Annotated in this window: 27 protein-coding genes and 1 other RNA gene; 5 read left to right on the top strand and 23 right to left on the bottom strand. The window is 29.0% G+C overall.

All coding sequences use genetic code 11. The features are described from left to right. Positions 1 to 303: 303 nt before the first annotated feature. Positions 304 to 1,209, top strand: coding sequence for a selenium metabolism-associated LysR family transcriptional regulator (locus ACTG47_RS05420; protein WP_169466307.1), 906 nt, complete (start codon positions 304 to 306; stop codon positions 1,207 to 1,209). A 188-nt stretch (positions 1,210 to 1,397) separates the two neighbouring features. Here ACTG47_RS05420 and ACTG47_RS05415 read toward each other — a convergent pair whose 3' ends face one another. The 9 genes from ACTG47_RS05415 to pdxR form a co-directional block, all read right to left on the bottom strand. Further along, on the bottom strand, positions 1,398 to 2,240 hold the full coding sequence (locus tag ACTG47_RS05415; RefSeq protein ID WP_169466309.1) for a PTS system mannose/fructose/sorbose family transporter subunit IID: 843 nt from the start codon (positions 2,238 to 2,240) through the stop codon (positions 1,398 to 1,400). Beyond that, entirely contained in the window at positions 2,224 to 2,982 is a 759-nt protein-coding gene (locus ACTG47_RS05410; RefSeq protein ID WP_479926398.1) for a PTS mannose/fructose/sorbose/N-acetylgalactosamine transporter subunit IIC, read from the bottom strand. The genes ACTG47_RS05415 and ACTG47_RS05410 overlap by 17 nt, the downstream gene beginning before the upstream one ends. 16 nt (positions 2,983 to 2,998) lie before the next feature. Continuing rightward, complete coding sequence (locus ACTG47_RS05405; RefSeq protein ID WP_479926397.1) at positions 2,999 to 3,469, bottom strand: PTS sugar transporter subunit IIB; 471 nt, start codon at positions 3,467 to 3,469, stop codon at positions 2,999 to 3,001. After that, complete coding sequence (locus ACTG47_RS05400) at positions 3,469 to 4,212, bottom strand: BtpA/SgcQ family protein (protein WP_479926396.1); 744 nt, start codon at positions 4,210 to 4,212, stop codon at positions 3,469 to 3,471. The genes ACTG47_RS05405 and ACTG47_RS05400 overlap by 1 nt, the downstream gene beginning before the upstream one ends. Before the next feature lie 3 nt (positions 4,213 to 4,215). Then, positions 4,216 to 4,626, bottom strand: a complete 411-nt coding sequence (locus ACTG47_RS05395) for a PTS sugar transporter subunit IIA domain-containing protein (protein WP_169466316.1) — start codon at positions 4,624 to 4,626, stop codon at positions 4,216 to 4,218. 25 nt (positions 4,627 to 4,651) lie between these two features. Further along, positions 4,652 to 5,404 carry a GntR family transcriptional regulator gene (locus tag ACTG47_RS05390; RefSeq protein WP_479926395.1) on the bottom strand — a complete coding sequence of 251 codons (753 nt, stop codon included), beginning with the start codon at positions 5,402 to 5,404 and terminating at the stop codon, positions 4,652 to 4,654. Positions 5,405 to 5,586: 182 nt separating this feature from the next. After that, complete coding sequence (locus tag ACTG47_RS05385; RefSeq protein ID WP_169466320.1) at positions 5,587 to 6,981, bottom strand: aminopeptidase; 1,395 nt, start codon at positions 6,979 to 6,981, stop codon at positions 5,587 to 5,589. 19 nt (positions 6,982 to 7,000) lie between these two features. After that, complete coding sequence (locus tag ACTG47_RS05380) at positions 7,001 to 7,210, bottom strand: DUF896 domain-containing protein (RefSeq protein ID WP_021383914.1); 210 nt, start codon at positions 7,208 to 7,210, stop codon at positions 7,001 to 7,003. Positions 7,211 to 7,237: 27 nt separating this feature from the next. Beyond that, positions 7,238 to 8,683, bottom strand: coding sequence for a MocR-like pyridoxine biosynthesis transcription factor PdxR (gene pdxR / locus ACTG47_RS05375; RefSeq protein ID WP_479926394.1), 1,446 nt, complete (start codon positions 8,681 to 8,683; stop codon positions 7,238 to 7,240). 109 nt (positions 8,684 to 8,792) lie between these two features. Between pdxR and ACTG47_RS05370 the strand changes: the two genes are divergently transcribed. Continuing rightward, entirely contained in the window at positions 8,793 to 9,587 is a 795-nt protein-coding gene (locus ACTG47_RS05370) for a histidinol-phosphatase HisJ family protein (RefSeq protein WP_479926393.1), read from the top strand. Between the two features lie 50 nt (positions 9,588 to 9,637). Then, positions 9,638 to 10,960, top strand: coding sequence for a polysaccharide biosynthesis protein (locus ACTG47_RS05365; RefSeq protein ID WP_169466333.1), 1,323 nt, complete (start codon positions 9,638 to 9,640; stop codon positions 10,958 to 10,960). Between the two features lie 100 nt (positions 10,961 to 11,060). On the opposite strand, the gene ACTG47_RS05360 is transcribed toward ACTG47_RS05365, so the two are convergent. The 3 genes from ACTG47_RS05360 to ACTG47_RS05350 form a co-directional block, all read right to left on the bottom strand. After that, complete coding sequence (locus ACTG47_RS05360) at positions 11,061 to 12,278, bottom strand: exosporium morphogenetic protein CdeC (RefSeq protein WP_479926392.1); 1,218 nt, start codon at positions 12,276 to 12,278, stop codon at positions 11,061 to 11,063. A 183-nt stretch (positions 12,279 to 12,461) separates the two neighbouring features. Then, positions 12,462 to 12,642, bottom strand: a non-coding RNA gene (gene ssrS, locus ACTG47_RS05355) — 6S RNA. Between the two features lie 115 nt (positions 12,643 to 12,757). Further along, a complete protein-coding gene (locus ACTG47_RS05350) occupies positions 12,758 to 13,660 on the bottom strand; it encodes a hypothetical protein (RefSeq protein ID WP_479926391.1) in 903 nt (300 codons plus the stop codon). A 211-nt stretch (positions 13,661 to 13,871) separates the two neighbouring features. Here ACTG47_RS05350 and ACTG47_RS05345 point away from each other — a divergent pair, with 211 nt between their 5' ends. After that, positions 13,872 to 14,270 carry a hypothetical protein gene (locus ACTG47_RS05345; protein WP_479926390.1) on the top strand — a complete coding sequence of 133 codons (399 nt, stop codon included), beginning with the start codon at positions 13,872 to 13,874 and terminating at the stop codon, positions 14,268 to 14,270. 119 nt (positions 14,271 to 14,389) lie between these two features. Here ACTG47_RS05345 and ccpA read toward each other — a convergent pair whose 3' ends face one another. The 5 genes from ccpA to ACTG47_RS05320 form a co-directional block, all read right to left on the bottom strand. Next, entirely contained in the window at positions 14,390 to 15,412 is a 1,023-nt protein-coding gene (ccpA, locus tag ACTG47_RS05340; RefSeq protein WP_479926389.1) for a LacI family transcriptional regulator CcpA, read from the bottom strand. A 246-nt stretch (positions 15,413 to 15,658) separates the two neighbouring features. After that, the gene (locus tag ACTG47_RS05335; RefSeq protein ID WP_054269613.1) at positions 15,659 to 15,865 is read right to left on the bottom strand and encodes a hypothetical protein; all 207 of its coding nucleotides are present in this window, start codon (positions 15,863 to 15,865) and stop codon (positions 15,659 to 15,661) included. 34 nt (positions 15,866 to 15,899) lie between these two features. Further along, positions 15,900 to 16,079, bottom strand: coding sequence for a hypothetical protein (locus ACTG47_RS05330; RefSeq protein WP_054269612.1), 180 nt, complete (start codon positions 16,077 to 16,079; stop codon positions 15,900 to 15,902). 280 nt (positions 16,080 to 16,359) lie between these two features. Further along, positions 16,360 to 16,566, bottom strand: coding sequence for a hypothetical protein (locus ACTG47_RS05325; RefSeq protein WP_169466339.1), 207 nt, complete (start codon positions 16,564 to 16,566; stop codon positions 16,360 to 16,362). Positions 16,567 to 16,613: 47 nt separating this feature from the next. Next, positions 16,614 to 17,039 (bottom strand): hypothetical protein, encoded by a 426-nt coding sequence (locus ACTG47_RS05320; protein WP_054269610.1) that lies wholly within the window; start codon positions 17,037 to 17,039, stop codon positions 16,614 to 16,616. 171 nt (positions 17,040 to 17,210) lie between these two features. Between ACTG47_RS05320 and acpP the strand changes: the two genes are divergently transcribed. After that, positions 17,211 to 17,438 carry an acyl carrier protein gene (gene acpP, locus ACTG47_RS05315; protein WP_003418905.1) on the top strand — a complete coding sequence of 76 codons (228 nt, stop codon included), beginning with the start codon at positions 17,211 to 17,213 and terminating at the stop codon, positions 17,436 to 17,438. Positions 17,439 to 17,584: 146 nt separating this feature from the next. Here the strand turns inward: acpP and ACTG47_RS05310 are convergent, their stop codons facing one another. From ACTG47_RS05310 to ACTG47_RS05285, 6 genes are all read right to left on the bottom strand, one after another. Further along, complete coding sequence (locus ACTG47_RS05310; protein WP_479926388.1) at positions 17,585 to 18,589, bottom strand: nucleoid-associated protein; 1,005 nt, start codon at positions 18,587 to 18,589, stop codon at positions 17,585 to 17,587. Positions 18,590 to 18,602: 13 nt separating this feature from the next. Beyond that, a complete protein-coding gene (locus tag ACTG47_RS05305) occupies positions 18,603 to 19,505 on the bottom strand; it encodes an RluA family pseudouridine synthase (RefSeq protein WP_479926387.1) in 903 nt (300 codons plus the stop codon). Between the two features lie 177 nt (positions 19,506 to 19,682). Further along, positions 19,683 to 20,858, bottom strand: coding sequence for an acetyl-CoA C-acetyltransferase (locus tag ACTG47_RS05300; RefSeq protein ID WP_479919990.1), 1,176 nt, complete (start codon positions 20,856 to 20,858; stop codon positions 19,683 to 19,685). 81 nt (positions 20,859 to 20,939) lie between these two features. Continuing rightward, complete coding sequence (locus ACTG47_RS05295; protein WP_479926386.1) at positions 20,940 to 21,785, bottom strand: 3-hydroxybutyryl-CoA dehydrogenase; 846 nt, start codon at positions 21,783 to 21,785, stop codon at positions 20,940 to 20,942. Positions 21,786 to 21,884: 99 nt separating this feature from the next. After that, positions 21,885 to 22,682, bottom strand: a complete 798-nt coding sequence (locus tag ACTG47_RS05290; protein ID WP_479926385.1) for an enoyl-CoA hydratase-related protein — start codon at positions 22,680 to 22,682, stop codon at positions 21,885 to 21,887. Between the two features lie 18 nt (positions 22,683 to 22,700). Then, entirely contained in the window at positions 22,701 to 23,711 is a 1,011-nt protein-coding gene (locus ACTG47_RS05285) for an electron transfer flavoprotein subunit alpha/FixB family protein (protein WP_169466351.1), read from the bottom strand. Between the last annotated feature and the right edge of the window lie 13 nt (positions 23,712 to 23,724).

Here is a 23,724-nt window from a genome sequence, read left to right as displayed (position 1 = left end):
CTCTTTTCTCAATAATTATATTTATTATATTATAAAATAATTATATAATATTTATTTGAATTTAATAAGATTAAGAAGCTATTTGTAATTTTTCTGTAATAAAATATATTTTAAAGTTGAATTTTGAAAATTCAATTTACGATATGTTTAAGGTAAACATCCTTATAACATTATACCAAATTATTCCTAAACAATCAAAAACTCCATGAATATTTTAAGGTTTTCTATTTTAAAAATCACCTTTGACTATTAATTTATCAAATATGTTATAATAGTTTTAGATAATTTAAGGAGGATTAAATAATGGATTTTAAACAACTTGAAGTATTTGTTGCTGTTGCAAAACATCAAAGTTTTTCAAAAGCTGCAAGAGAACTTTTTTTAACTCAACCTACTGTAAGTGCACATATACAAAATTTAGAGAGAGAGTTAGAAACTGTACTTATAAATAGAAGTAACAAAGTGATTACACTCACAAAATCTGGTGAAATTCTTTATGAACATGCTATATATATATTAAACAACTGCAAACGTGCAATTTATGATATAAAAGAATATTCAGGAAAAATAGAAGGTATTATAGACATTGCATGTAGTTCTATACCTGAAACTTATATTTTACCTGATTTTATGAAGAGTTTTTCCATGAGTTACCCAGACGTAAAATTTTCCATAAGCCATTATGATTCTCAATATGCTATATCAGAAATTTTAAATGAACGAATAAGCTTTGGATTGGTTGGTTCTAAAGTTAACAATCCTCAAATAGAATACCTAGACTTATTAGATGATGAGCTTGTTCTTATCACTCCTTCAGATTTTAAAATTGATAATAAAGATAATAAAATTGATATAGAAGAATTGGCTTACTTAAATTTTATTATGAGAAAAGAAGGCTCTGGTACTAGAAATTTAATACTAAACACACTTAGCAAAAATAACTTTCCTGTAAATAAATTAAATATAATAGCCCATGTGGAGTCAAATGAGGCTATTAAAGAAATGGTTAGACTTGGTCTTGGTGTGTCTTTTATATCTTATATCTCAGCTATTGATTATCTAAATGCAGGCAAGATTAAATGTTATAAAATAAAAAACATTGATTTTACTAGAAAATTTTTCTTTATTTATTCAAAAAAGAAAACATTTTCTCCTTTAGAAGATAAATTCCTAAACAGATTATGTGAGTACTTTGAAATCATAATATAATAATTATAATATAAGATACTTAATTCTATACTATATGACTAATGAATAAACTAACTGTAGTTATCACATAAATAGTCATAAATTACTATGTAACAAGTTTCTTGTTTAGTTAATTTAGTAAAAAAAAGCCCTCGTTCAAATGAACTTGGGATTTTTTTAATACTTATAAATTATATTCTTAATTTTGCTTATACTATTCCAATAGCTGCTAATACTATACAAATAATTATAACAGAAATTAATATTGTAGTTGTCTTTACCTTTTTTCCTAATAACCAATACATAATACCAAATATCATAGCTGGAAGCATACATGGCATTATTTGATCCAAGTAAGTTTGAATAGGCTCTGCCCACTCTCCACTACCTACATTAACACTAAGCTTTAACATTACATTAGAGGCAGTCATCCCTCCGATTACCATAAGCCCTAACATCGAAGCTGCTTCCATAACCTTTGAAACTATATTTGAACCACTTACATCTTTAAAAAATTGAGTTCCATACTTAAATCCTTTATCTAGACATATATAACGAATAATGAAATGAGGAATATTTATTATTAAAAGAAATAGAATTGGCCCCATTATATTTCCTTGAGAAGCTAAAGCTATACCAACTCCAGCTGCTATAAGCTTTAATGTACCCCAGAAAAACGAATCTCCTATTCCAGAAATTGGACCCATTAGACTTGACTTAACAGCATTTATACTATTTGCATCAAACTCTTCATTCTTTGCATTTTCTTCTTCCATAGCTCCAGATATACCTACCAAAAGAGTACTTATATGAGGAGTAACTGACATGAATTCAAGATGTCTTTTTAAAGCCTTCGATTTTTTTTCTTTATCATCTTTATATAATCTACGAATTATTGGTGCCATCATATATGCATATCCTATATTTTGCATACGTTCATAGTTCCAAGATGAATCTAATGTTAAAGACCTTCTAAAACATTTCCAAAAGTCTTTCCTCGTTATTTTGCTATCTGGTGAAATTGTCTCCAATTTCTTAGAATTCGTTGTCATCTACTACTACCTCCTTATCTCCTACAAAGTTAACATATATTAAAGCTATTGCTAATCCAAATAATGCAACTCCTGTTACTGTTATATTTAGATAAGCAACCAATATAAATCCTAATAATAAAAATGCTACTGTTTTCTTATTAAGCATCATTCTAGCTAACATAGCAAAACCTATTGCTGGTATAACACCTGCTGCAACATCCATTCCATGAGTTACATATGATGGTATAAATGAAAGTATCTTTTCTATTACTGGAACACCTAATGAGAAACCTATACCTACTATTATTGCTAATATTAATTTATTTCCTATAGCAAATAATAATTGGACACACTCTACTCCTTCAATATTCCCTTCTTCTGCATAACGGTCAGCAATATGAGCTCCCCATGTAAGTACTACTGTCATTAAGAAATTATCTATAAGCAATACTAAAGTTGCTATAGGAACTGCAAGCACAACCGCTGCTGATACATCTTGACCAGTTAATATTACAAATGCTGTGGCAATAATAGAACCAGATACAAAATCAGGAGGGTTACTTGCTCCAACTGGAAAAGCTCCCATAAATACTAGCTCTAATGTTGAGCCTATTATTATACCTGTTTGTAGATTACCTAGTGCTAAACCAACAAGTGGTGCAACAACTATAGGTCTATTATGCATTGTAGAACCTACAAAACAATGCATATATGCAAAGAATGCAATTAGAGTTATCAGAATAATTTGTGTAAATTCCATTTTCATCCCCCTAAAACTATATTAATTTCATTACATTTGTAGCATCATCATCAGGAACCAATTGTACAAATACATTCACGCCTTCTGAATCTAATTCTTTAATCATATTTATATCTTCTTTTGATACATGCACTGCCTTAGATATATTTTTACGATTATCTTCTGATTTTGTTCCACCAAGGTTTATAGATTTAATAGCTTTTACCTCTTTAGCTAGTTTATAAACATCTTCTACAGATTCACAAAGTATCAATAAGTTATATTTATCAGTAACTCCTGAATTAAGTGCTTTTATGGAATCTTCTATATTTTTCATTACAAGTTTAACATTAGATGGTTTAGCCATTCTAAGTCCTGCCATTCTTAATTCGTCCTTTAATAATTCATCACTTGCTATCAATATGCAATCCGTACTTAAAAACTTTGTCCATGTAAATGCTACTTGCCCATGTATAAGTCTATGGTCTACTCTTACTAATTTAATCATTATAATTCCTCCCTAATTTTTTTTATTTCATCCATGAATGTTTTCACGTGTTCTACACTAACATCCCCAAAATCCTTATAATTATCTTTAAAGTAACTTCCTATTATAGCCATATCTCCTAATTTAAGTTGTTTTTTTGCATTTTCTAAAGTTACTCCAGCAGCTATAACTAATGGGAAATCTCCTAAATTTTTACGGAATAACTCTATCTTTTCTATTGATGTTTCTTGCCCTGTAGCATCCTCTGTAACTGCTATAGCATCGCATCTTGTCATACCTATTTTTAAATCTTCTTCGACAGTGTTTTCTGATAGTACTGGTTGATATTTAAATCGCACTCCTCCAATTAAATAAGCTGGGCATTTTGAACGGTGTAATTTAAAAAATTCTTCTAATGTTGCCTCATCTCTAGGTTTAACATGCCCCACCACAGAATCTACTTGTATATAACTTGCCTTATATTTTGTTGCCAGTTCAAATCCCATAGTATCAACATTTAAGCAGTTTACTCCATATGGTATTGACAAATTAGCATTTGATACATATTCAAGTATTCTTTCTAAATCATAGTAATTGCCATAGTAGTTTTCTAGCATTATTCCATCTACACCATTTTCCTCTAAAATTGTAATCTCTTTTTTAGCTCTTTCAAAGACATCTTCTGGAGTATCTCCTTTTAAGTGTATCATTGCTATAATTGGCTTCTTATTTTTAAATACTGATAATATTCCCTTTTTTTCCATAAACTAAAATACCTCTTCTTCTTTAATTTGTAATGTCACACTTTGTATTCCCATTCTGGATTCTTTCACTAATTCTTCTACATCTTCAGCCGTCAATTTATCAGAAAATCTTGTAAGAAGTTCTAATACCATATTCAAGTTCATTCCAGAGAATAATTTAACATTATGTAAGTTAGTTAATCTCAACATTGCAGTGCATACACTTGCACCATATAAATCAGATAAAATTATGTATTCACATTCTTTATCTTCTAATATCATTTTTTCTAATTCTAAAGCAAAATCTGAAGCACTTTGTCCAGGACACAAACTATAAGAACTAACACAGTTTGCTAAATCTCCTACTATCATTTTTACTGAATCTAAAAGCCCCTTTGAAAATTCTCCATGAGATGCCAATATTATTTTTCTCATATCTGTCCTCCTACTAAAATATAGACTATATTTCTGCTGATACTGCATATTTATATTTGTCACTTCTTATAAATTGTTCATTGTAATATAAAACATCATTATTTTCTGTATACACTGATTGTCTGACTTTCAATAATGGCATATTACTTGCACACTTAAGATGTTCAGAGTATTCTTTATTTGAATGTTTTACCTCAAATATATTTTCTACACGCTTAGGCAATGTACTTATATTATTAGATATAACTTCCATTAAAGACTTATCTTCTAATTCTTCTTTTAATAAAAACATATAATCTATTCTAAAATAGTCAACCTCAAATATAACAGGTACTTCATCTATTAATCTAAGTCTTTTAATACATATTACCTTTTCCTCTAGCTCAATACTTAAAGCCTCAGCCACTTGCTTATCAGCTTTTTTTATTAAAACAGAGATTATTTGTGTACTTGGTTTTGCATTAATACGATGACAAGAATTAGTAAAACTATTTCCTGCACATGTAGCTTCTATTCTCTCTGGTATTGTTACATAAGTTCCTTTACCACGTTTTTTACACAATATATCTTCTTTCACAAGTTCATTAAGTGCATTTCTCACAGTTATACGACTTATATTAAATTCTTTACACAAGTCTACTTCAGATGGAAGTTTATCTCCTGGCTTATATATACCAGATGCTATTTGTTTTTTTATGTTGTCATATAGCTGTTGATATAAAGGAACAAATGAATTTACTTCTAAATTCATTTCTTTTTTTTGTTTTTTTTCATCCATTTTGTTCACCTCCCTATGTAACATTTTTATAACATTATATAACAAGTTCTTTATTACATATTATAACAAGATGAAATCGTTGTCAATTTATTTTATTATTTTACAAAAAAATAAGACCATTGTATAACAATTTAAAATCGTTTATACAATGGTCTTTATTCACTTATTATTCTTATATTTATTTATAAGTTGATATTAAAAAATGCCTTATATCCCTTGTACATCTCATATATATCTACCTTAGAGACAATCTCATGTGGTGCATGCATATTTAAAACTCCAACGCCACAGTCTATAACCTCTGCACCTTGATTTGCTAATATATAAGCTATAGTTCCGCCACCTCCTTGGTCAACTTTTCCAAGTTCAGCAGTTTGCCATACTACATTTCCTTCATTAAAAATTCTTTTTACTTCTGACATAAATTCTGCATTTGCATCATTACATCCACCCTTACCTCTTGAGCCAGTATACTTATTTAAAACTATTCCATTTCCCATATATGCAGAATTTCTCTTTTCATACGCTTCTCTAAAATTTGGGTCATATCCAGCGGCAACATCAGCTGATAAAACCTTACTGTTTGCTAGAGCTCTTCTTACCTTAATATCACAATAATCGCCTTCTAAAGCAATTAGCTCAGCCACAGTATTTTCAAAAAACTTCGAGTGCATACCTGTATTACCTTGAGAACCAACTTCTTCCTTATCCACACATAATGTAACTGAAGTAAATTCTGGTTGCTCAGTTTCTAATATAGCTTTCACAGCAGCATATGAACATACTCTATCATCATGACCATATCCTAATACCATTGATCTATCAAAACCTAAATCTCTAGCTTTACCAGCTGGAACTACTTCAATTTCAGCACTTAATAAATCTTCTTCAACTATGCTATACTTCTCATTTAAAATCTTTAATATATTTGCTGTTATAGGCTCTTTTTCTTCATCATTTAAAGGCATGTTACCAATTAATATATTTAAAGCTTCTCCACTAATTCCTTCAGATAGTTTCTTTTGCATTTGGTCTCCAGCTAAATGAATTAATAAATCAGTCACACAAAATACTGGGTCACTTTCTTCTTCTCCAATAGATATGTCAACTTTCGTTCCATCATTTAATATAACTATACCATGTAAAGCAAGAGGAATAGCTGTCCACTGATATTTTTTTATTCCTCCATAATAATGAGTTTTAAAGAAACCTAGATTTCCTTCTTGGTATAGCGGATTTGGCTTTAAATCCAATCTTGGTGCGTCTATATGACTACCTATAATTTTCATACCTTTTTCTATATAATTTTTACCTATTACAAAAAGTGCTACCGCCTTTTCTTTATTTATAACATAAATTTTGTCACCACTACTTATACTTCCTTTTTCCATAGCTTCATCTATTGAAATATAATTATTTTCTTTAGCTAATTTTATAATTTCTTTTACTGAAATTCTTTCAGTTTTTGATTTACTTAAAAAATCTATATAATTGCGAGAATATTGCATAACTTGTTCAATAGCATTTTCTTTTCTTTCAACATCCCATGCATTCTTAAATTCATGCTTTAAGTTCATGTTTTCCTCCTATTAAGTTTTAATTTTTATTATTTTTCATATACTGTTCATATTCCTCTGGTGAAACTACCTTAACACTATCAAGTCTTGATTTAAAGTGTGCCCTAAAATTTTCTAAGTATTCTTTCCTTAAAATTTCTCTTTCTTTGATTTCATCATCAGAAAGAACTCCCTCTTTATTTTTCTTTGCCAATTCATTAATCCTATCTAATTTCTTTTTGTCAAACATGTTTTCCTCCTAAAGACCTCTATTTATTTAATAAAATAATTTATTGCTTTTTATCTCTAACTTGTTTTTATATTCACAAAAAAACTCATCTATATTATCACTTATTATAGCTATCCCTTTTTCTAACTCTTCCATACTTGGACGAGCTATATTTATTCTAAAAAATCTATCATCTACTAAATTGTCAAAAAAATAAGTCCCTGGAAGCATAGACACCCCTTTATTTAACATAAAACTTGTAAATGCTTGGGATGTATATCCTCTTGGTAATTCTAAAAAAAAGTTTATTCCTCCACAAGATTTTCTAACTTTTAATTTACCACTCAATTTATTATTAATCAAGCTTTTTGCCAATTTGTATTTATCAGTATATATCTTCTCTATATGGCTCAAATAATTTTTCCAATCAAAATTCTCCATATAGTAATACATTGATTTTTGAATAAGACCTGGGGTTGATATATCTGAAGAATATTTAGCCCATAAAACCTTCTTTAACAACTCATTTGGCATTTCTACAATTCCTATTCTAAGACCTGGCATAAGTATTTTTGAAAAACTCTTTATATACACCACTCTATTTTTATCATCATAACTTCTAACCGTTCTATTATCTTTTGATTCAAATATAAAGTCACTTATAAAATCATCTTCAATTATATAAAAATCATGTTCTTCTGCCAATTCTATCAACTTCTTTTTTTTGTATGTTGAATAAGATATTCCTGTTGGATTTTGAAAATTAGGCATAATATATATAAGTCTTGGTTTTATTTTTTCCAATTTTAATTTTAAAATACCTATATCAATTCCGTCATCTAACATGGGTATAGATATTATTTTTGCACCTCTACTTTTAAATACTTCAATCGCTCCATTATAAGAAGGTTCTTCCATAAAGACAACATCTGAATAGCTTATAAGTCCTTTACAAACTATATCTATACCTTGTTGAGCCCCCGATATTATTTGAATATTTTCTTTGGTAGTTTTTATACTACCTCCACTTAGATATTCCACCATCTTTTCTCTTAATTCTTCGGAACCAAGACCTTCATCATAATCAAATATCGAACTCCCATCTTTAGATAATGCCATATTTACAGCATTTTTAAATGAATTAATAGGAAACATATCATTAGATGGATTTCCATTATCAAAATGTATTAAATCTTTTCTTTGCACAATATTTTTATTTTTTCTATTGTCTACACTATTTTTATAAGAATTAGAACTTGACACAAAGGTTCCACTACCTACAATTTTATATACATACCCTTCATTCTCTAAAAGCTCATACACTTTAACTATTGTAGTATTATTTACTTGTAGAAATTCTGATAGTTTTCTTATTGGAGGAAGTTTTTCATGTTCAACTAGCTCCTTATCTGTTATCAATTCTTTTATATGATTAAATATCTGTATATATTTAGTTAACTTCTTTTCACTTAAATCTATTCTGTATTTTTCCACATTTATCACCGCTCATTGTATTTATATTTTATTGATGCTTTCACATATATTTGATATTATTTAGTATGTATATATAATACCAAAATTTTAATAAAAAGGGGAAATATTTATGTTTTACGATTATCACATGCACTCAAGTTTCTCTACTGACGGAAAATCTACAATGGAAGAAATGGTAAGAAAATCTATTGAACTTGGTTTAAATGAAATCTGTTTCACAGACCATGTTGATTATGATGTTTATGCTGATGATTCTTTTTCAATTGTCTATGAAGATTATTTTAAAAATCTAAAAATGCTTCAAAATAAATATAAAGATAAAATATCAATAAAAAAAGGAATTGAGTTTGGGGTTCAAACTCAATTAATGGATACCTATAGAAAAGAAGCTAATCAATATCCACTAGACTTTATAATATGTTCTATTCATGCTATAGATACAATGGACTTATATCTTGGTAGTTATTTTAAAGATAAAACTCAGCATGAAGTTTATGAAAATTACTACCTTTACTTATATAATATTGTTAAGAATTATAAGGATTACTCTATTTTAGGTCACTTAGATTTAATTAAAAGATATGCACCTTATGATACTATTTTAGAGGATAGATTGTTTTCTGATATAATTGAGGAAACGCTTAAACAAGCTATTTATGATGGTAAAGGTATTGAGATAAATACTTCTTGCTACAGATATAACCTTCCAGACTTAACTCCATCTAGATATATACTTCAGATGTATAAAGACTTGGGAGGAGAAATCATAACTACAGGTTCAGATTCACATCATGTAAGTCAGATTGCCTGTGAATTCGATTACATATATTCATTACTAAAAAGCATGGGCTTTAAATATGTATCTAAATTTAATAAATTGAAACCAGAATTTATAAAATTATAAATTTTTACACCTCCTTGTGAATATATTTAAAAGATAAGGAGGTGATTTTTTTGAAAGTACCTTATTTAGTACTATCAACAGTTATTCTATTTATATCTAATTTTATTGTAAGGATATTTGGTTTTTTATATAAAATATTCTTATCAAGGGCTTTGGGCGAAACAGGTCTAGGTATTTACCATATGATTTTCAACTTTTTAATGATTTGCTTAGCTGTTACAACGACAGGTATACCTACTGCACTTAGTTGTTTAGTCGCAAAGAGAAAAGCTTTAAACGATAGACACAATACCAATGCTTTATTTATATCAACTTTATATATATCATTTTTCGTAGCACTAGCTATATCTATAGTTGCATCCTTTAATAGCTCTTTTTTATCACTTAAGTTTTTAAAAGATGCTAAATTAAACCTATTTATACTAGCAGTTTGTCCTGCTATAGTTATAATAACTCTTTCAAACGTACTAAGAGGATATTATTATGGTATAAAGAATGTAAAAATCCCTGCTATTGGACAAATTATTGAACAAATTGGTAAGATTTTATTTGTTTTTTTACTTGTTATGTACATAAATAATAAATCTATGAATTGTTATATTGCCCTATTAGGTATATCTATTGGTGAATTGAGTAATATTATATTCATGCTTATTTGCTTATGGAGAGATTCATCATTTGACAATAGGTATATTATAAGTATTAAAGATTTTTATAGTTCTTCAATGGAAACATTGAAAATGTCCATTCCTATAACTTGTAATAGAATGTCAAACATACTTTTACAGTCTATTAGCTCTATGATGATACCATCAAGATTAGCATTATCAGGAATGACTTATCAGCAATCACTAAGCATGTATGGTGTCGTCAGTGGAATGGTAATGCCTTTTATATTTTTACCTTTTACTGTTGGTTCAGCACTTATTGTAAACTTGATACCTACTATATCACAAGAAATGGCACTAAGAAAGCGTAAGAGTGTATTAAAAAAAATCAAATATTCCGTGCTTCTAACTTTATTTGTAGGTATACTATCATCAATATTTTTTTATTTCTTTGGTAAAGATTTATGTGTACTAGTATTTAAGAATAAACTTGCTGGAGAATATTTAAAAGCTATGTTTTTAGTTCCATTATTTATGTCATTAAATCAAACTCTATCTGGCATTTTACATTCAATAAGAAAAGAGTTAGCTTCAAGTATAAATACTATTATTGGTATGTTAATTCAACTTGTAGCTCTATATGTATTTCTTCCTATACCAGGGCTTAATATTTACGCATACATATATACAATGACAATAGTATCAATATTTACTTGTCTATTACATACTATAGTACTTTTTAAATCACTAAAATCTATACGCTAGTTATAAAAAACGTGAAGGCTACCAAAGTAAATAATTTACATTGGTAGCCTTCCTTAGATGATTTTTATTTATAATTTAAACTGTCTATATATCTACCTATCTATCTGTGGCAACTAGGCTTTCCACTTCCATGATTAGGTCCACATTGCGAAAAATCACATACTTTAGAGAAAGTATCAACAAGTCTTGGTTCGATTGGATTTGGTGATGCTAAAACTACTATTTGTTCACTTATTAATGTGCTAACTGTTTCTTGTAAGCAAAGTACTAAATCTATATCATTTGGTATTATTAATTCATAGAAAGGTTCACAACATTCGTTACATTCTAATTTTAATATAGATTTTCCTATACAATCTACAGTTAAGTTAGTTTGATATTCTTGTCTTAGAGTAACAGCTCTTCCGTCAGCTGGTAAGCATATTGGTGCTGAAAGTGTGTTAAAAGTAAATTCTACATAATCAACTCTTCTCTTACATCCACCTCCTGCTCTGACTGCTGGGAAAGCTAATGCAACGAATTCTGTACATCCACATCTACCTCTTAGCTCTAGTACTAAATTACGAACTGCTACAGTTAATCCTCTTTGTTTATAAGCTACTGATTTTCCTTTTCCTTGTCTACAACATTCAGCGTTTCTTTCGCCACATACTGCAAATTCAAAAGTTGTTTCACAATTTCTTCCTACTATATCTCCTAATGGGTCTAAATCGAAATCTTCTAAAGTTGTCATTCCAGTGTCTATAACTATTCCATCATTACTTAAGCATATTTTTTCTATAGTTACACTTGCTTGACCTGCACTTGGAACTGAACCAAATACTTCTACTACTTCTGTTTCAAAAGTTAATGGTTCTCCATTTGGTCCAGTTGCATCTGTAAATGTTTGGAATTGCATAGTATCAAATATTCTATTAGCCTCTATTGCAAATGGCACTGCATTTGATACTGAGAAGTTTCTTGGTGATATAGCATTGCAGCAATTTGGTCCACATTTGTTTTCAAAACATTCATCTGAATCCATTTGACATGGTTCACAATCACATTTACAATTGTCATGGCATCCACAATTGTCATCACATGGATTAGGTTTGCATGGATTGCATGGGTTAGGTTTGCATGGATTGCATGGATTAGGTTTGCAATCATCATGACATTCACACTTATTATCATTATTACATCCATTATTATGATGATGTGATTTTTTAAATCCTCTCATATCTTCTGAATTCATTTCCTCTGTATACACTTCTTCCTCACTAATTGTAGGCATTGGCTGATTTATCATTCTTCTTTTATTTTTTTTATAATCTTGCATTTTTCATTGCCCTCCCTGTAAGCTATTCTAATTAAGTCTTCGGCTTTTTGAAGCCTAATTAATACTATGCTCTTATAAACTTAATTGTTACTTGGCTTTTTAAATTTATCAATAATTAGATATATTTAGTAGAAAAATGCACTTTAATAAAAAAAGTACTACTATTTGAAATAGTAGCACTTTTTTTGTCCCGAAACACCGGTGGCTAAGTAAATTCACACCCTAGGCACTCCCAGGTGGGTGACTTGCCAGTAACTTTTAACGTCCAAACTAAACAGGCATGTTATAATTTACTAGACACGGTCTCCCGTATTTCATTTGTAGGTTGAATTTAAAAAAGCCTTATCGTATGTTTCAGGATTTCATATTATTATTATATAATAAATTTCGAATTTTTTAAAGTGGTTTTATATAGTAATTAAGATAAACTTATTCTAGTATTACTTTTTCTTCCTTTTCTCTTTATGTAGTTAATTAAATTATCTCTTTCTCTTAGTTCTATTTTTAGTATTTTTTTCATTATAATTACGCTCAGATTTTTGCTCATTTACATTGTATAGTTCTTCATCATACACTAAATCTTCATCATTTTCGACATCATCGTATATTTCTTCTTCTTCAATTAATTCTTCTTCTTCATATGTCTCACTTTCGTCTATTAGCTCTTCATCAGAGTTTGATTCTTCGTCCTCATAATCCAAGTCTTCTTCATCATAATCTAATTCTTCACTATTATCTTCTTCCTCATCATTACTATCATCACCTCTTAAAAGACTTCCTAGCAATTTAAGGTTATTCATACTACCTAGATTATTTATATTTGCTAAAGAACTTAGACTAAATCCACCTTCCCCAAAGTCATCTGGCAAAAATAATTCTGCAAATAAATCTATTTTCTTTTTCATTCCTATAGCTTTTTCAACTGAATTTTTTCTCTTTTCAGGGAATACATCTATAATTTCTTTTATCATCATATTCTTTTTATCATCACTATCCATTTTTCTGAAAAAATCTGTCTCATCTTCTGTATCTACTAAATCTATATTATTTAATTTTTTTATGCCTCTAACTAAGTCTAAAACACTTTCTATTTTTATTAGTATTTTTCTTTCGTCTCTTGACATATATTTTTTAGTTCTTGTTATTATTTCCATTCCCATTTCTAAATCTTCTTCACTTAAATCCATAAGCCTCAAACCTCTTTTTATATCATTTGCATCAAACCTTAAATTTCCATGTGTAGACTGTGATGGTTTCTCATTTGCATTTTTTTTGTTTTTTCTAACTCTATTATTTCCTTTTGATTTATTTTTATCATCAAATATAGAGATATTACCATTACTCAATGCAATCACTCCAATCAAAAATAGTAAATTATTCAAGACAATTCCCCCTTATATTATATAATTGCCCTATATTAAAGTATGTTTTTCATATTTTAATGTTCCATTTTTAAAGCTCAGTGCATATATATTATCTATAAGAATTTTTATTTATATTATATATCACTCACAATTCACCACTTCAATATTATTTCTATATATAAATAGTATGAATATAATTCAATATATATTTATAGAAAGGGGTTTTTTTATGAAAAAATTAGATACAGAGTCATTGGAAAAAATGGCTAAACAAAAAAATATTGATAAGGATAAAATAGAAAAGATTGCTGATAATTACAAAGGAAAATCAGAGAGTGAACTTATGGAGGAACTTATAAAAATAGGTAAAAACTTAGATGGAAGAGATGAAGTAGTATCAAAATTCAAAGCATTTTTAGATGAGAATCAACGCAAAAAATTAGATAATATAATGGAAAAAATTTCAGATGCAGAGACTCAAAGAGATACTAAGTCAATTAAAACTAAGAAAACTAAACCTACTAAAGGTAAACCAAGTTCACCTGCACCAAAAAATACTCCAAATGGTCAACAAAAAAAATCTAAAGGTTTATTTAAGAAAACTAAGAAATCCAATCCTCATGAATAAAAAATAAACCAATTAGATAACCAAAAAAATTATTTTTTACTAAATATTTATTAAACTTAATATTATTGGCATAAAAATCAGGTAGTGCTTTAAGCACTACCTGATTTATTTTAATGGTTTTATTTTTTTCTTTCTATAGCACTTTCTCTATCAACAATTCTATAAGGTAATTCTATTTTCTTATTTTCAATTATTTCTTTGTTAATTAACTTTATAACCATTCTTATTGCTACTGCTCCCATATCATATAAAGGTTGATATACTGTAGTAAGTTTAGGTCTATACATTTTAGCTATCTTAACATCATTAAATCCTGCAACTGATATATCTTCTGGAACCTTATATCCAGCATCACAGATAGCATTTATAGCACCTATAGCAGCCTCATCACCTGTTACAAAAGCTGCGTGAGGTATTATTCCATCTTCTAACAATTCTTTCATGCTATTGTATCCACTTTCATAATCAGTTCCACCATATTTAATTAAACTCTTGTCCAATTTTATGTTGTTATTTGAAAGTGCTTTCTCATAACCTGAAAGTCTCTCCATCTCTAAAACAGTATCATCTTTACTTGTCATTATAAAAGCTATCTTTTCATGACCTTTCTTTATAAGATGTTCTGTCATGTCAAAAGTAGCCTCTTTATTACTAGTACTCACTGTATATATATCATAATCTCTAGCAGTTTTACTTATATATGTTGCTGGTATACCACAATTTTGTATATAGTTGATGTGCTCTTGTTCAACTACCCATGAAATCATAACTATACCTTCCACTTGTTTTGCTCTCAATAGATTTATACTCTTAAGTTCTTGTTCTTTATCAGAGTATGTATTAGCTAAAAGAATATCATAATCATACATTTTAGCAACTTCCTCTATCCCATTTAATACCTCATTAACAAAAGAATCTGAAACTTCTGGAACTATTACCCCTATTAATTGACTCTTCTTAGTTACTAAGCTTCTCGCAAGTGGATTTGGTATATATCCAGTTTCTTTTATAACTTCCAAAACTTTTTGTTTGACTTCGTCAGTCACAGGTTTTGAATCATTTATAACTCTAGATACTGTAGATATTGACACACCTGCTTGTTTAGCAACATCTTTTATCGTTATATTACCTTTCATCTTCATCCTCCTTATTTTACTAAATTTATCTAAAACTGAACCAAATTTGTGAAGGTTCCTATTTTAACTATATTTATATAAGTTTTTATTTTACCATAAAAGCAAGTACATTTAAATACATTATATTTTATATTATACCCTATATTCAACAAATTTAATAATATTCATTATTAATTTAAATCATATTAAAAAATAAAATAAAAAAATGCTGGTATAAAATACCAGCATTTTTCCACTTTAATGATATTAGTATTAGCAACCGCAGCCACAGCCTCCATCACCATCAAAGAATCCACCACATGAACAAGTTATTAATAATAGTATTAAGAAAGGTATCCATGACATTATATCGATGTCTCTCCAACAATCTTCAAAAGCTAAGAATAGGAAGAATAGTACTATTATCCACCATCCTCCTCCACCAAAACATCCTTCTTCTCCAAAAAATCTATCTAACATAACAAAGCCCTCCTTTTTTTAGTAACTACTATCTTTACTCTAAGCATCCACCACAGCAGCAAAGTATTAATAAAACTATTAGGAATGGTATCCATGCCATTATGTCAAATTCTGCCCAGCTCTCTCCAAAAGCTAAGAATAGGAAGAATAGTACTATTATCCACCATCCTCCTCCACCAAAACATCCTTCTTCTCCAAAGAATCTATCTAACATTCCACGTTACCTCCTGTTGATATTTTGTTGAGCTTTTCGCTCCTAACATATACTATGCATTTGGTTTCCATTTTGCTAATGTATTTTTATTTTTTTTTTAATTTTTTCTTATTCTAAAAAATAAGTCTTGTACATTCGTACAGGCTATATGTATGGTAAACTATCACTTTAAAGAGTATTTTATTTATAATGAAATATTAAACTTATAATCTAAACTAAAAAAGGCAAAACCATAACTTGTATAAGTTACTGGCTTTGCCTATTTAATAATCAATATTTTTTAGCAACAACAACCATCATCGAAGTTAAATAACAACAATACTATTAGTATAACCCATATCCATATATTGTCATCGCATAATAAGTCTTCTAAAATGTCTGTACATAATAATAAGAATACTACAACTATTATTATCAACATTTTATTACCAAAAAATCCTTCGCATCCTCCAAAGAAACGTTCCATATTGTCTTCTAATTTTGTCATAACTAATCCTCCTTGAATCATTAAGAGACTAAGTTCTGTCTCTTTAATTAAATATATGTAGTAATAGACAGATAAGTTACTTCTAAAAAGTTTTTATTGATTAGTTTATTAATTTCTTTTTCGCCAAGTTTATTGTATCTATCAACTTCATCTAGATAATCTTTTTTTTCCTCTGATATAGTATAAATTAAACTTTCTATTGATTTTACTTTGTATTCTTTATATCTTTCTATCAAGAATGATGTTTTTGAACTTTCTATTCCTTTCTTCACATGCATTAATCTTGATATGTAATCTTCTTTTTCATTAGATACATAACTCTCTTTTTCTGCTACATCTTCAAGGATTAAATTAGTCTCCATTACATAGTCCTCTATACGTTGCATATCTAAAGTTATTGAATTATAATAAAAATTTACTGCTATAAGTAAAAACATTCCTACTGATGCTAGTAATAGTCCTACATATTTCATAGCATTTCCTCCTAAGTTATATTTGTTATCAATAAAGTTTATTCATCAAATAATACTTTATTACTACCTTTATAAAATTTTATTATTTTTTATGGATTCCATATTGAAAAATTATCAATATTATATTAAACTAACATTAAAATTAATTAAAACTGCTTTAGGAGGCTTAAAATGTTTGAAAAAATAAAAGAAATAATAGCAGAACAATTAGGGGTAGACAATTTAGATGAGATAACTATGGAAGCGTCTTTAATGGATGACTTAGAAGCTGATTCGCTAGATGCTGTTGAAATTATAATGGCCCTTGAAGACGAATTTGGAATAGAAATACCAGACGAAGAAGCTGAGAATTTTAAATGTATTGGTGATATATGTAAATATATCGAAGAAAACAAATAATATTGTTTTGTCTACAAATATAAATAGTCTGTGTAAACTTCTATATAATAACTTATATCGAAGTTTACACAGACTATATTACATTTATTTACAATTATAGAAAATCTACACTTTATATATAAGTATATAAATTACTCAAATCAAAATTACTTTTCTTCATAAAAAGTTACATTCTTTATTACTATATCTATAGTTCCATCTTGATTTTGTTTTACAGTATATTTCATTGGGTCTTCAAAATCAGTTAGATTTCCTTTTATATCAAACCCATTATCTGTTTTTATACTTCTTTTTTTCAGCTTTTTCTCAACCCATTTTTTATCTATACTAAAACTTTCGTCAAGACCTTTTTCCCCCATATGTTCCTTGAAGCTATCCTTTAACTCATTATCTTTAATTGAATTATCAACAAAGTCATTTATATCAACCTCATGTTTTTCCTTTAATGTATAATTTAATATACTTCTTACATCTTCTGCTTGTTTTATATCATTGCTAAGGGCATTTGTTATCCAGTTTTCAGCTGTATTTTTAAATACTTTTGTCTTATACTTATCATCATCAATTTTTTTAGCATTTAAAAATTCTGTCACAAACTTTGATTCTGACCCTTCCTTTTCTGCATCTTTATCTAAGAGTCTTAAATGAAACTCATCATTTATTCCACTTAAACTAATTAAAGCTCCTTGTTTTTGTCTTAGAGTCTCTGGAATACCAATTTCATTTGAAACCATTTGAATGTTAAATTTATCATCTACAAATTCAATTGAATGAGTATATAACTTTTTATAATCTAATTTTAATATAGCAACACTTTTTTCATCTTTAATAGTATATAAACAAATTGCCAAATCACAAGATTCTAGTGCCGCATTGATTTTCATAACATCAAACAAGTAAGATGCAATCTCTTTAGAATTTTTTAAAAAAGAACTCTCATCATATATTATTTGTTCACAACAGTTCTTAATTAAATTATCATTATAATCTTTAAAAACACCTTTTCTTAAATCTTCATCCTTTGCAATTCTTTTTATAGCTTTTTGAAAAAATCCATCTACTTCTTGATTAACTTTTCCTTCAAAGTCATTTAATATTGGAACATCACTATTTTTATCCAAAACATGTATTATAAATTTATGTATTATCATATATATCACCCCATTATCTTAATTTCGATATTAACTCTGTCATATCCTTTGGTATATTTGCTTTAAATTTCAATTTTTCTTTTGTTCTTGGTTGCTCAAACTCCAACTCATAAGCATGAAGTGCTTGCCTATCTATGAGGTTTTCATCTACATAACCATATAACTCATCACCTATTATCCCATGCCCTATATGAGCCATATGGACCCTTATTTGATGTGTTCTACCAGTCTCTAAACTTACTTCTAGTACAGTAGCATTTTTTAATCTTTCTATAACTTTATAATGAGTAATAGATACCTGTCCTCTTTCATCTATTATCCTCTTTATTGAATCCTCTGCCTGTCTATAAATTGGCTCATTTATAGTTCCTTCATCTTCTTCTATAATGCCATCAACTACTGTTATATACGTTTTTTTAACCTTATTTTCACTCATTGCTATAGACAAAGTGTGATGTGCATAAGCATTTTTCGCTACTATGACAAGTCCTGATGTATTCATATCTAACCTATTTACAAATCGTATTTTTACATTTTCTTTCTGATTATCTATATAGTAACTAATACCATTTGCTATTGTTTTATCATAGTGGCTCTTGGTTGGATGAACTACCATAAATGGAGGTTTATTTACCATGATTATATCAAAATCATCATATATTATTTGTAAATTTAAATCTTGAGGTTCAAATTTTGCTTTTTCTTCTTCTATTTTTACCTCTATCAAATCACCACAATATACTTTTATACTTGGTTTTTTATACACACCATTTACTAAAACACTCTTTTCTCTTTTCATTTTTGATAATGACCTAACCGAGAAATTTAGTTTGTCTAATAAAACTTCTTTCAAAGTCATTTCTTCTTCATTTGTATACGATATTATATTATATCTTTGATTTTCTTTTTTAAACAAGCCTTTACCTACTTTCTTTTATATCTTCAAAACCATGATATTATATATTTTACACTATTTTTGTTTAATAGATAATAATTATTTTTAACTATAAAAACCTGTAAGAATAACAAATAGTTACTCTTACAGGTTACATTTATAGTTAAGTATTTAATTTTTTAAAATTATAATCTAGAACTATCTTTTAACTATTAGAGTAGTTCCCATTCCACCACCTATACAAAGTGTAGCTAAACCAGTTTTAGCATCTCTTCTCTTCATTTCATATAGAAGTGTAGTAAGTATTCTTGCTCCTGAACAACCTATTGGATGTCCTATAGCTATTGCTCCACCATTAACATTAACTTTAGCCATATCTATATTTAAATCTTTTACTACAGCTATAGATTGAGCAGCAAATGCCTCATTAGCTTCAACTAAATCTATATCTTCTATAGTCATATTAGCAGCTTCTAAAGCTTTTTTAGTTGCTGGAACTGGTCCATATCCCATTATCTTAGGGTCAACACCAGCTGTTCCATAAGAAACTATAGTCGCAAGAGGCTCTATTCCTAATTCTTCAGCTTTCTCCTTAGCCATTACTACTAACATAGCAGCACCATCATTGATTCCTGATGCATTACCAGCAGTAACTGTTCCATCTTTCTTAAATGCTGGTCTTAATTTAGCAAGTTTTTCTATTGTAGTACCAGCTTTTATATATTCATCTTTATCTACTATAGTATCGCCTTTTCTACCTTTTATAACAACTGGAACTATTTCTTCGTCAAATTTTCCTTCGACTTGAGCTTTTTCAGCTTTATTTTGACTTGCAAGAGCTAGTTCATCTTGTTCTTCTCTAGTTATATTCCATTGTTCTGCTATATTTTCAGCAGTAATACCCATATGGTAGTTATTGAATATGTCTGATAATCCATCTTTTATCATTGAATCAACAAAAGCAGCATCACCCATTCTTGCACCATATCTAGCACTTGGTACTAAATAAGGAGACATACTCATGTTTTCAGCTCCACCAACTAGCATTATATCAGCGTCACCTAATGCTATAAGTTGAGATGCCATTGAAACAGATCTTAATCCAGAACCACAAACTATATTTATAGTCATAGCTGGTTTTTCTACTGGTATTCCTGCACCTAATGCTATTTGTCTTGCTACGTTTTGTCCAAGACCAGCTGTAAGTACTCCTCCTAAAAGTGATTCATCTATCATATCTGGAGTTATATTAGCTCTTTTTATAGCTTCTTTAGCAGCTGTTATTCCTAAATCTACTGCTGAAACTGATTTAAATGCTCCTCCAAAACTTCCTACTGCTGTTCTAGCTGCACTGGCAATTACTACTTCTCTCATATTCATTACCCCCATTAAATTAGATTTTTATCAGATTTTCAAAATTGTTTCTTAAACAATACTATTTAAATTTCTAAATTCTTATTTATTGTAATCATAGAATCCTATCTTAGTTTTTCTTCCTAATTGATTAGCTCTAACCATTTTAGCTAAAAGTGGATGAGGTCTATACTTAGTATCTCCAAATTCAGTATATAGAACGTTCATTATAGCTAAAACAACATCTAATCCTATTAAATCACCTAATGCTAATGGTCCCATTGGATGATTTGCTCCTAATTTCATAGCTTCATCTATTTCTTCTTTACTTGCAACACCATCTGCATATATACCAACAGCTTCATTTATCATAGGTATAAGTATTCTGTTTACTACAAATCCAGGAGATTCAGATACATCTACTGGAACTTTATTGATACTCTTAGATAATTCAAATACTGTATCAAAAGTAACTTTTGATGTTAACTGACCGCTTATAACTTCAACTAATTTCATCATAGGAACTGGATTGAAGAAATGCATTCCTATAACTTTATCTGCTCTAGTAGTAGAAGAAGCTATTTCTGTTATAGATAAAGATGAAGTATTTGTTGCTAAAATAGTGTCTTCTTTGCATAATCCATCTAATAATTTGAAAACATCTTTTTTTATGTTCATATCTTCTGCAGATGCTTCTATTATTAAATCCATATCTTTTAAGTCTTCATAGTTAGTAGTTGAACTAACATGACTTAATATTTCTGCTTTTGTAGCTTCATCCATTTTTCCTTTAGTAACTAACTTAGTTAAATTTTTATCTAATAAGCCTAAACATTTATCTATAGCACCTTGAGTTCTACTCTTTAAACATACATCATGACCACAACTTGCAAAAGTTTGTACAATACCACTTCCCATAGTTCCACTACCTATTACAGCTAATTTCATAGTTATAACCTCCTGTTATTTTAGTATTTATATTCTGTTAACTAGATTAAAATACTGATTTAATCTAGTTAACAGCAAATATATTTTTAATTAGATTTTTTACCCTTTTATAAAGTTAGCTTCTCTTTTTTCAACAAAAGCTGACATTCCTTCTTTTTGGTCCTTAGTTGAGAAACAAAGACCAAATAAATTAGATTCTATATCTATTCCAGTATTTATATCAGTTTGAGCACCAAGTTGTATTGCTTCTTTAGAGTATCTAACTGCAAGCTGAGCATTTTTAGCTATTACCTTAGCTAATTTTTCAACTTCTTCCATTAAAACTTCTGGCTCAACAACTCTATTTACTAGCCCTATTTTTTCAGCTTCATCAGCTTTTATAACTTGACCTGTAAAGATTAATTCCTTTGCTTTTGCCATTCCAACCAGTCTTGTAAGTCTTTGAGTTCCTCCATATCCTGGAGTTATTCCAAGAGTTACCTCTGGTTGACCAAATTTAGCTTTAGCAGATGCAATTCTTATATCACATGCCATCGCAAGTTCGCATCCTCCACCTAAAGCAAATCCGTTTACAGCAGCTATTACTACTTTTTTGCTATTTTCTATTTCTCCACAAGCTTTTGCTCCTAGGCTACTAAAATCTTTAGCAGCTACAGCATCTAAGTCTTTCATATATGCAATATCTGCTCCAGCTACAAATGCTTTTCCTTCCCCTGTCAATATTACAACATCAATAGTTTCATCATTATTAATATCCATGAATATTTCATAAAGTTCTTCTAAAGTTTTTGAATTTATTGCATTAAGGGCTTTAGGTCTATTCATTTTCACTGTGCATATATTTCCATCTACTTCAACAGCTACATTCTCATAAACTTTAACATCACTTGTACTCATAATACCCTCCCCAAGAAATTAGTTAGCTAAAACTTCACCTTTTTCTTTTGCAACACTTAATTGGCTAATAAGTTCTGGAAGTACTTTATGAACATCTCCAACTATACCAACATCAGCATATTTAAATATTGGAGCTTCTGGGTTTTTGTTTATAGCAACTATAAACTCAGCATCTTCCATACCAGCTATATGTTGTATTGCTCCAGATATACCACAAGCTATATAAAGGTCTGGTCTTACAGTTTTACCAGTTTGACCAACTTGTCTTGCTTTGTCTAACCATCCTGCATCTATAGTTGCACGAGAACCAGAAACTTCTCCACCTATGATTTCAGCTAATTCATAAAGTATGTCTAAGTTTTCTTTTCCGCCCATTCCACGTCCAGCAGAAACTAATATCTTAGCATCTTCTATTTTAACTTGTTTTTTAGCTTCTTTTATTACTTCTACAACTTGAACTAATTTATCAGCATCAGTAAAATCTACTTTGAAACGATTAATTACAGCTTCTTTAGTTTCATCAATTTCATTTTTCTTCATAACTCCTGGTCTAACTGTAGACATTTGAGGTCTGAAATCTTTACAAACTATTGTTGCCATTATATTTCCACCAAAGGCAGGTCTTGTCATTAATAATAATTTTGTATCCTCAGCTACTGCAAGTCCTGTACAGTCAGCAGTAAGTCCTGTATGTACTCTAGCAGATACTCTAGGAGCTAAATCTCTACCTATTGAAGTTGCTCCAAATAATACAACTATTGGGTCAGCTACTTTTATTGCTTCATAAGCTGCTTTTGTATATGGTTCAGTTGTATATACTGCTAAAGCTTCATCATCAACTACTATTACTTCATCTGCTCCATAATGTGCTAATGTATCTATTAAACCTTCTACCTTACTTCCTAAAAGTAATGCAGAAACTTTTGTATCATAATCTTTTGCTATTTCTGTAGCCTTTCCTAGCAATTCTAAAGAAACGGTTTGAATTACATTTTCTCTTTGTTCTATTACTACTAAAACGTTACCCATTCTTTATCCCCCC

The organism is Clostridioides sp. LIBA-6622, assembly GCF_056716095.1.
The sequence above is the reverse complement of the archived record's forward strand: the minus strand, read 5'-3'. Positions and strand labels throughout refer to the sequence as shown.

Coding starts and splice junctions, on each gene's coding strand:
- ACTG47_RS05420 (WP_169466307.1), top strand. CDS start 304: ATGGATTTTAAACAACTTGAAGTATTTGTTGCTGTTGCAAAACATCAA.
- ACTG47_RS05415 (WP_169466309.1), bottom strand. CDS start 2,240: ATGACAACGAATTCTAAGAAATTGGAGACAATTTCACCAGATAGCAAA.
- ACTG47_RS05410 (WP_479926398.1), bottom strand. CDS start 2,982: ATGGAATTTACACAAATTATTCTGATAACTCTAATTGCATTCTTTGCA.
- ACTG47_RS05405 (WP_479926397.1), bottom strand. CDS start 3,469: ATGATTAAATTAGTAAGAGTAGACCATAGACTTATACATGGGCAAGTA.
- ACTG47_RS05400 (WP_479926396.1), bottom strand. CDS start 4,212: ATGGAAAAAAAGGGAATATTATCAGTATTTAAAAATAAGAAGCCAATT.
- ACTG47_RS05395 (WP_169466316.1), bottom strand. CDS start 4,626: ATGAGAAAAATAATATTGGCATCTCATGGAGAATTTTCAAAGGGGCTT.
- ACTG47_RS05390 (WP_479926395.1), bottom strand. CDS start 5,404: ATGGATGAAAAAAAACAAAAAAAAGAAATGAATTTAGAAGTAAATTCA.
- ACTG47_RS05385 (WP_169466320.1), bottom strand. CDS start 6,981: ATGAACTTAAAGCATGAATTTAAGAATGCATGGGATGTTGAAAGAAAA.
- ACTG47_RS05380 (WP_021383914.1), bottom strand. CDS start 7,210: ATGTTTGACAAAAAGAAATTAGATAGGATTAATGAATTGGCAAAGAAA.
- ACTG47_RS05370 (WP_479926393.1), top strand. CDS start 8,793: ATGTTTTACGATTATCACATGCACTCAAGTTTCTCTACTGACGGAAAA.
- ACTG47_RS05360 (WP_479926392.1), bottom strand. CDS start 12,278: ATGCAAGATTATAAAAAAAATAAAAGAAGAATGATAAATCAGCCAATG.
- ACTG47_RS05345 (WP_479926390.1), top strand. CDS start 13,872: ATGAAAAAATTAGATACAGAGTCATTGGAAAAAATGGCTAAACAAAAA.
- ccpA (WP_479926389.1), bottom strand. CDS start 15,412: ATGAAGATGAAAGGTAATATAACGATAAAAGATGTTGCTAAACAAGCA.
- ACTG47_RS05335 (WP_054269613.1), bottom strand. CDS start 15,865: ATGTTAGATAGATTTTTTGGAGAAGAAGGATGTTTTGGTGGAGGAGGA.
- ACTG47_RS05330 (WP_054269612.1), bottom strand. CDS start 16,079: ATGTTAGATAGATTCTTTGGAGAAGAAGGATGTTTTGGTGGAGGAGGA.
- ACTG47_RS05325 (WP_169466339.1), bottom strand. CDS start 16,566: ATGACAAAATTAGAAGACAATATGGAACGTTTCTTTGGAGGATGCGAA.
- ACTG47_RS05320 (WP_054269610.1), bottom strand. CDS start 17,039: ATGAAATATGTAGGACTATTACTAGCATCAGTAGGAATGTTTTTACTT.
- acpP (WP_003418905.1), top strand. CDS start 17,211: ATGTTTGAAAAAATAAAAGAAATAATAGCAGAACAATTAGGGGTAGAC.
- ACTG47_RS05310 (WP_479926388.1), bottom strand. CDS start 18,589: ATGATAATACATAAATTTATAATACATGTTTTGGATAAAAATAGTGAT.
- ACTG47_RS05300 (WP_479919990.1), bottom strand. CDS start 20,858: ATGAGAGAAGTAGTAATTGCCAGTGCAGCTAGAACAGCAGTAGGAAGT.
- ACTG47_RS05295 (WP_479926386.1), bottom strand. CDS start 21,785: ATGAAATTAGCTGTAATAGGTAGTGGAACTATGGGAAGTGGTATTGTA.
- ACTG47_RS05290 (WP_479926385.1), bottom strand. CDS start 22,682: ATGAGTACAAGTGATGTTAAAGTTTATGAGAATGTAGCTGTTGAAGTA.
- ACTG47_RS05285 (WP_169466351.1), bottom strand. CDS start 23,711: ATGGGTAACGTTTTAGTAGTAATAGAACAAAGAGAAAATGTAATTCAA.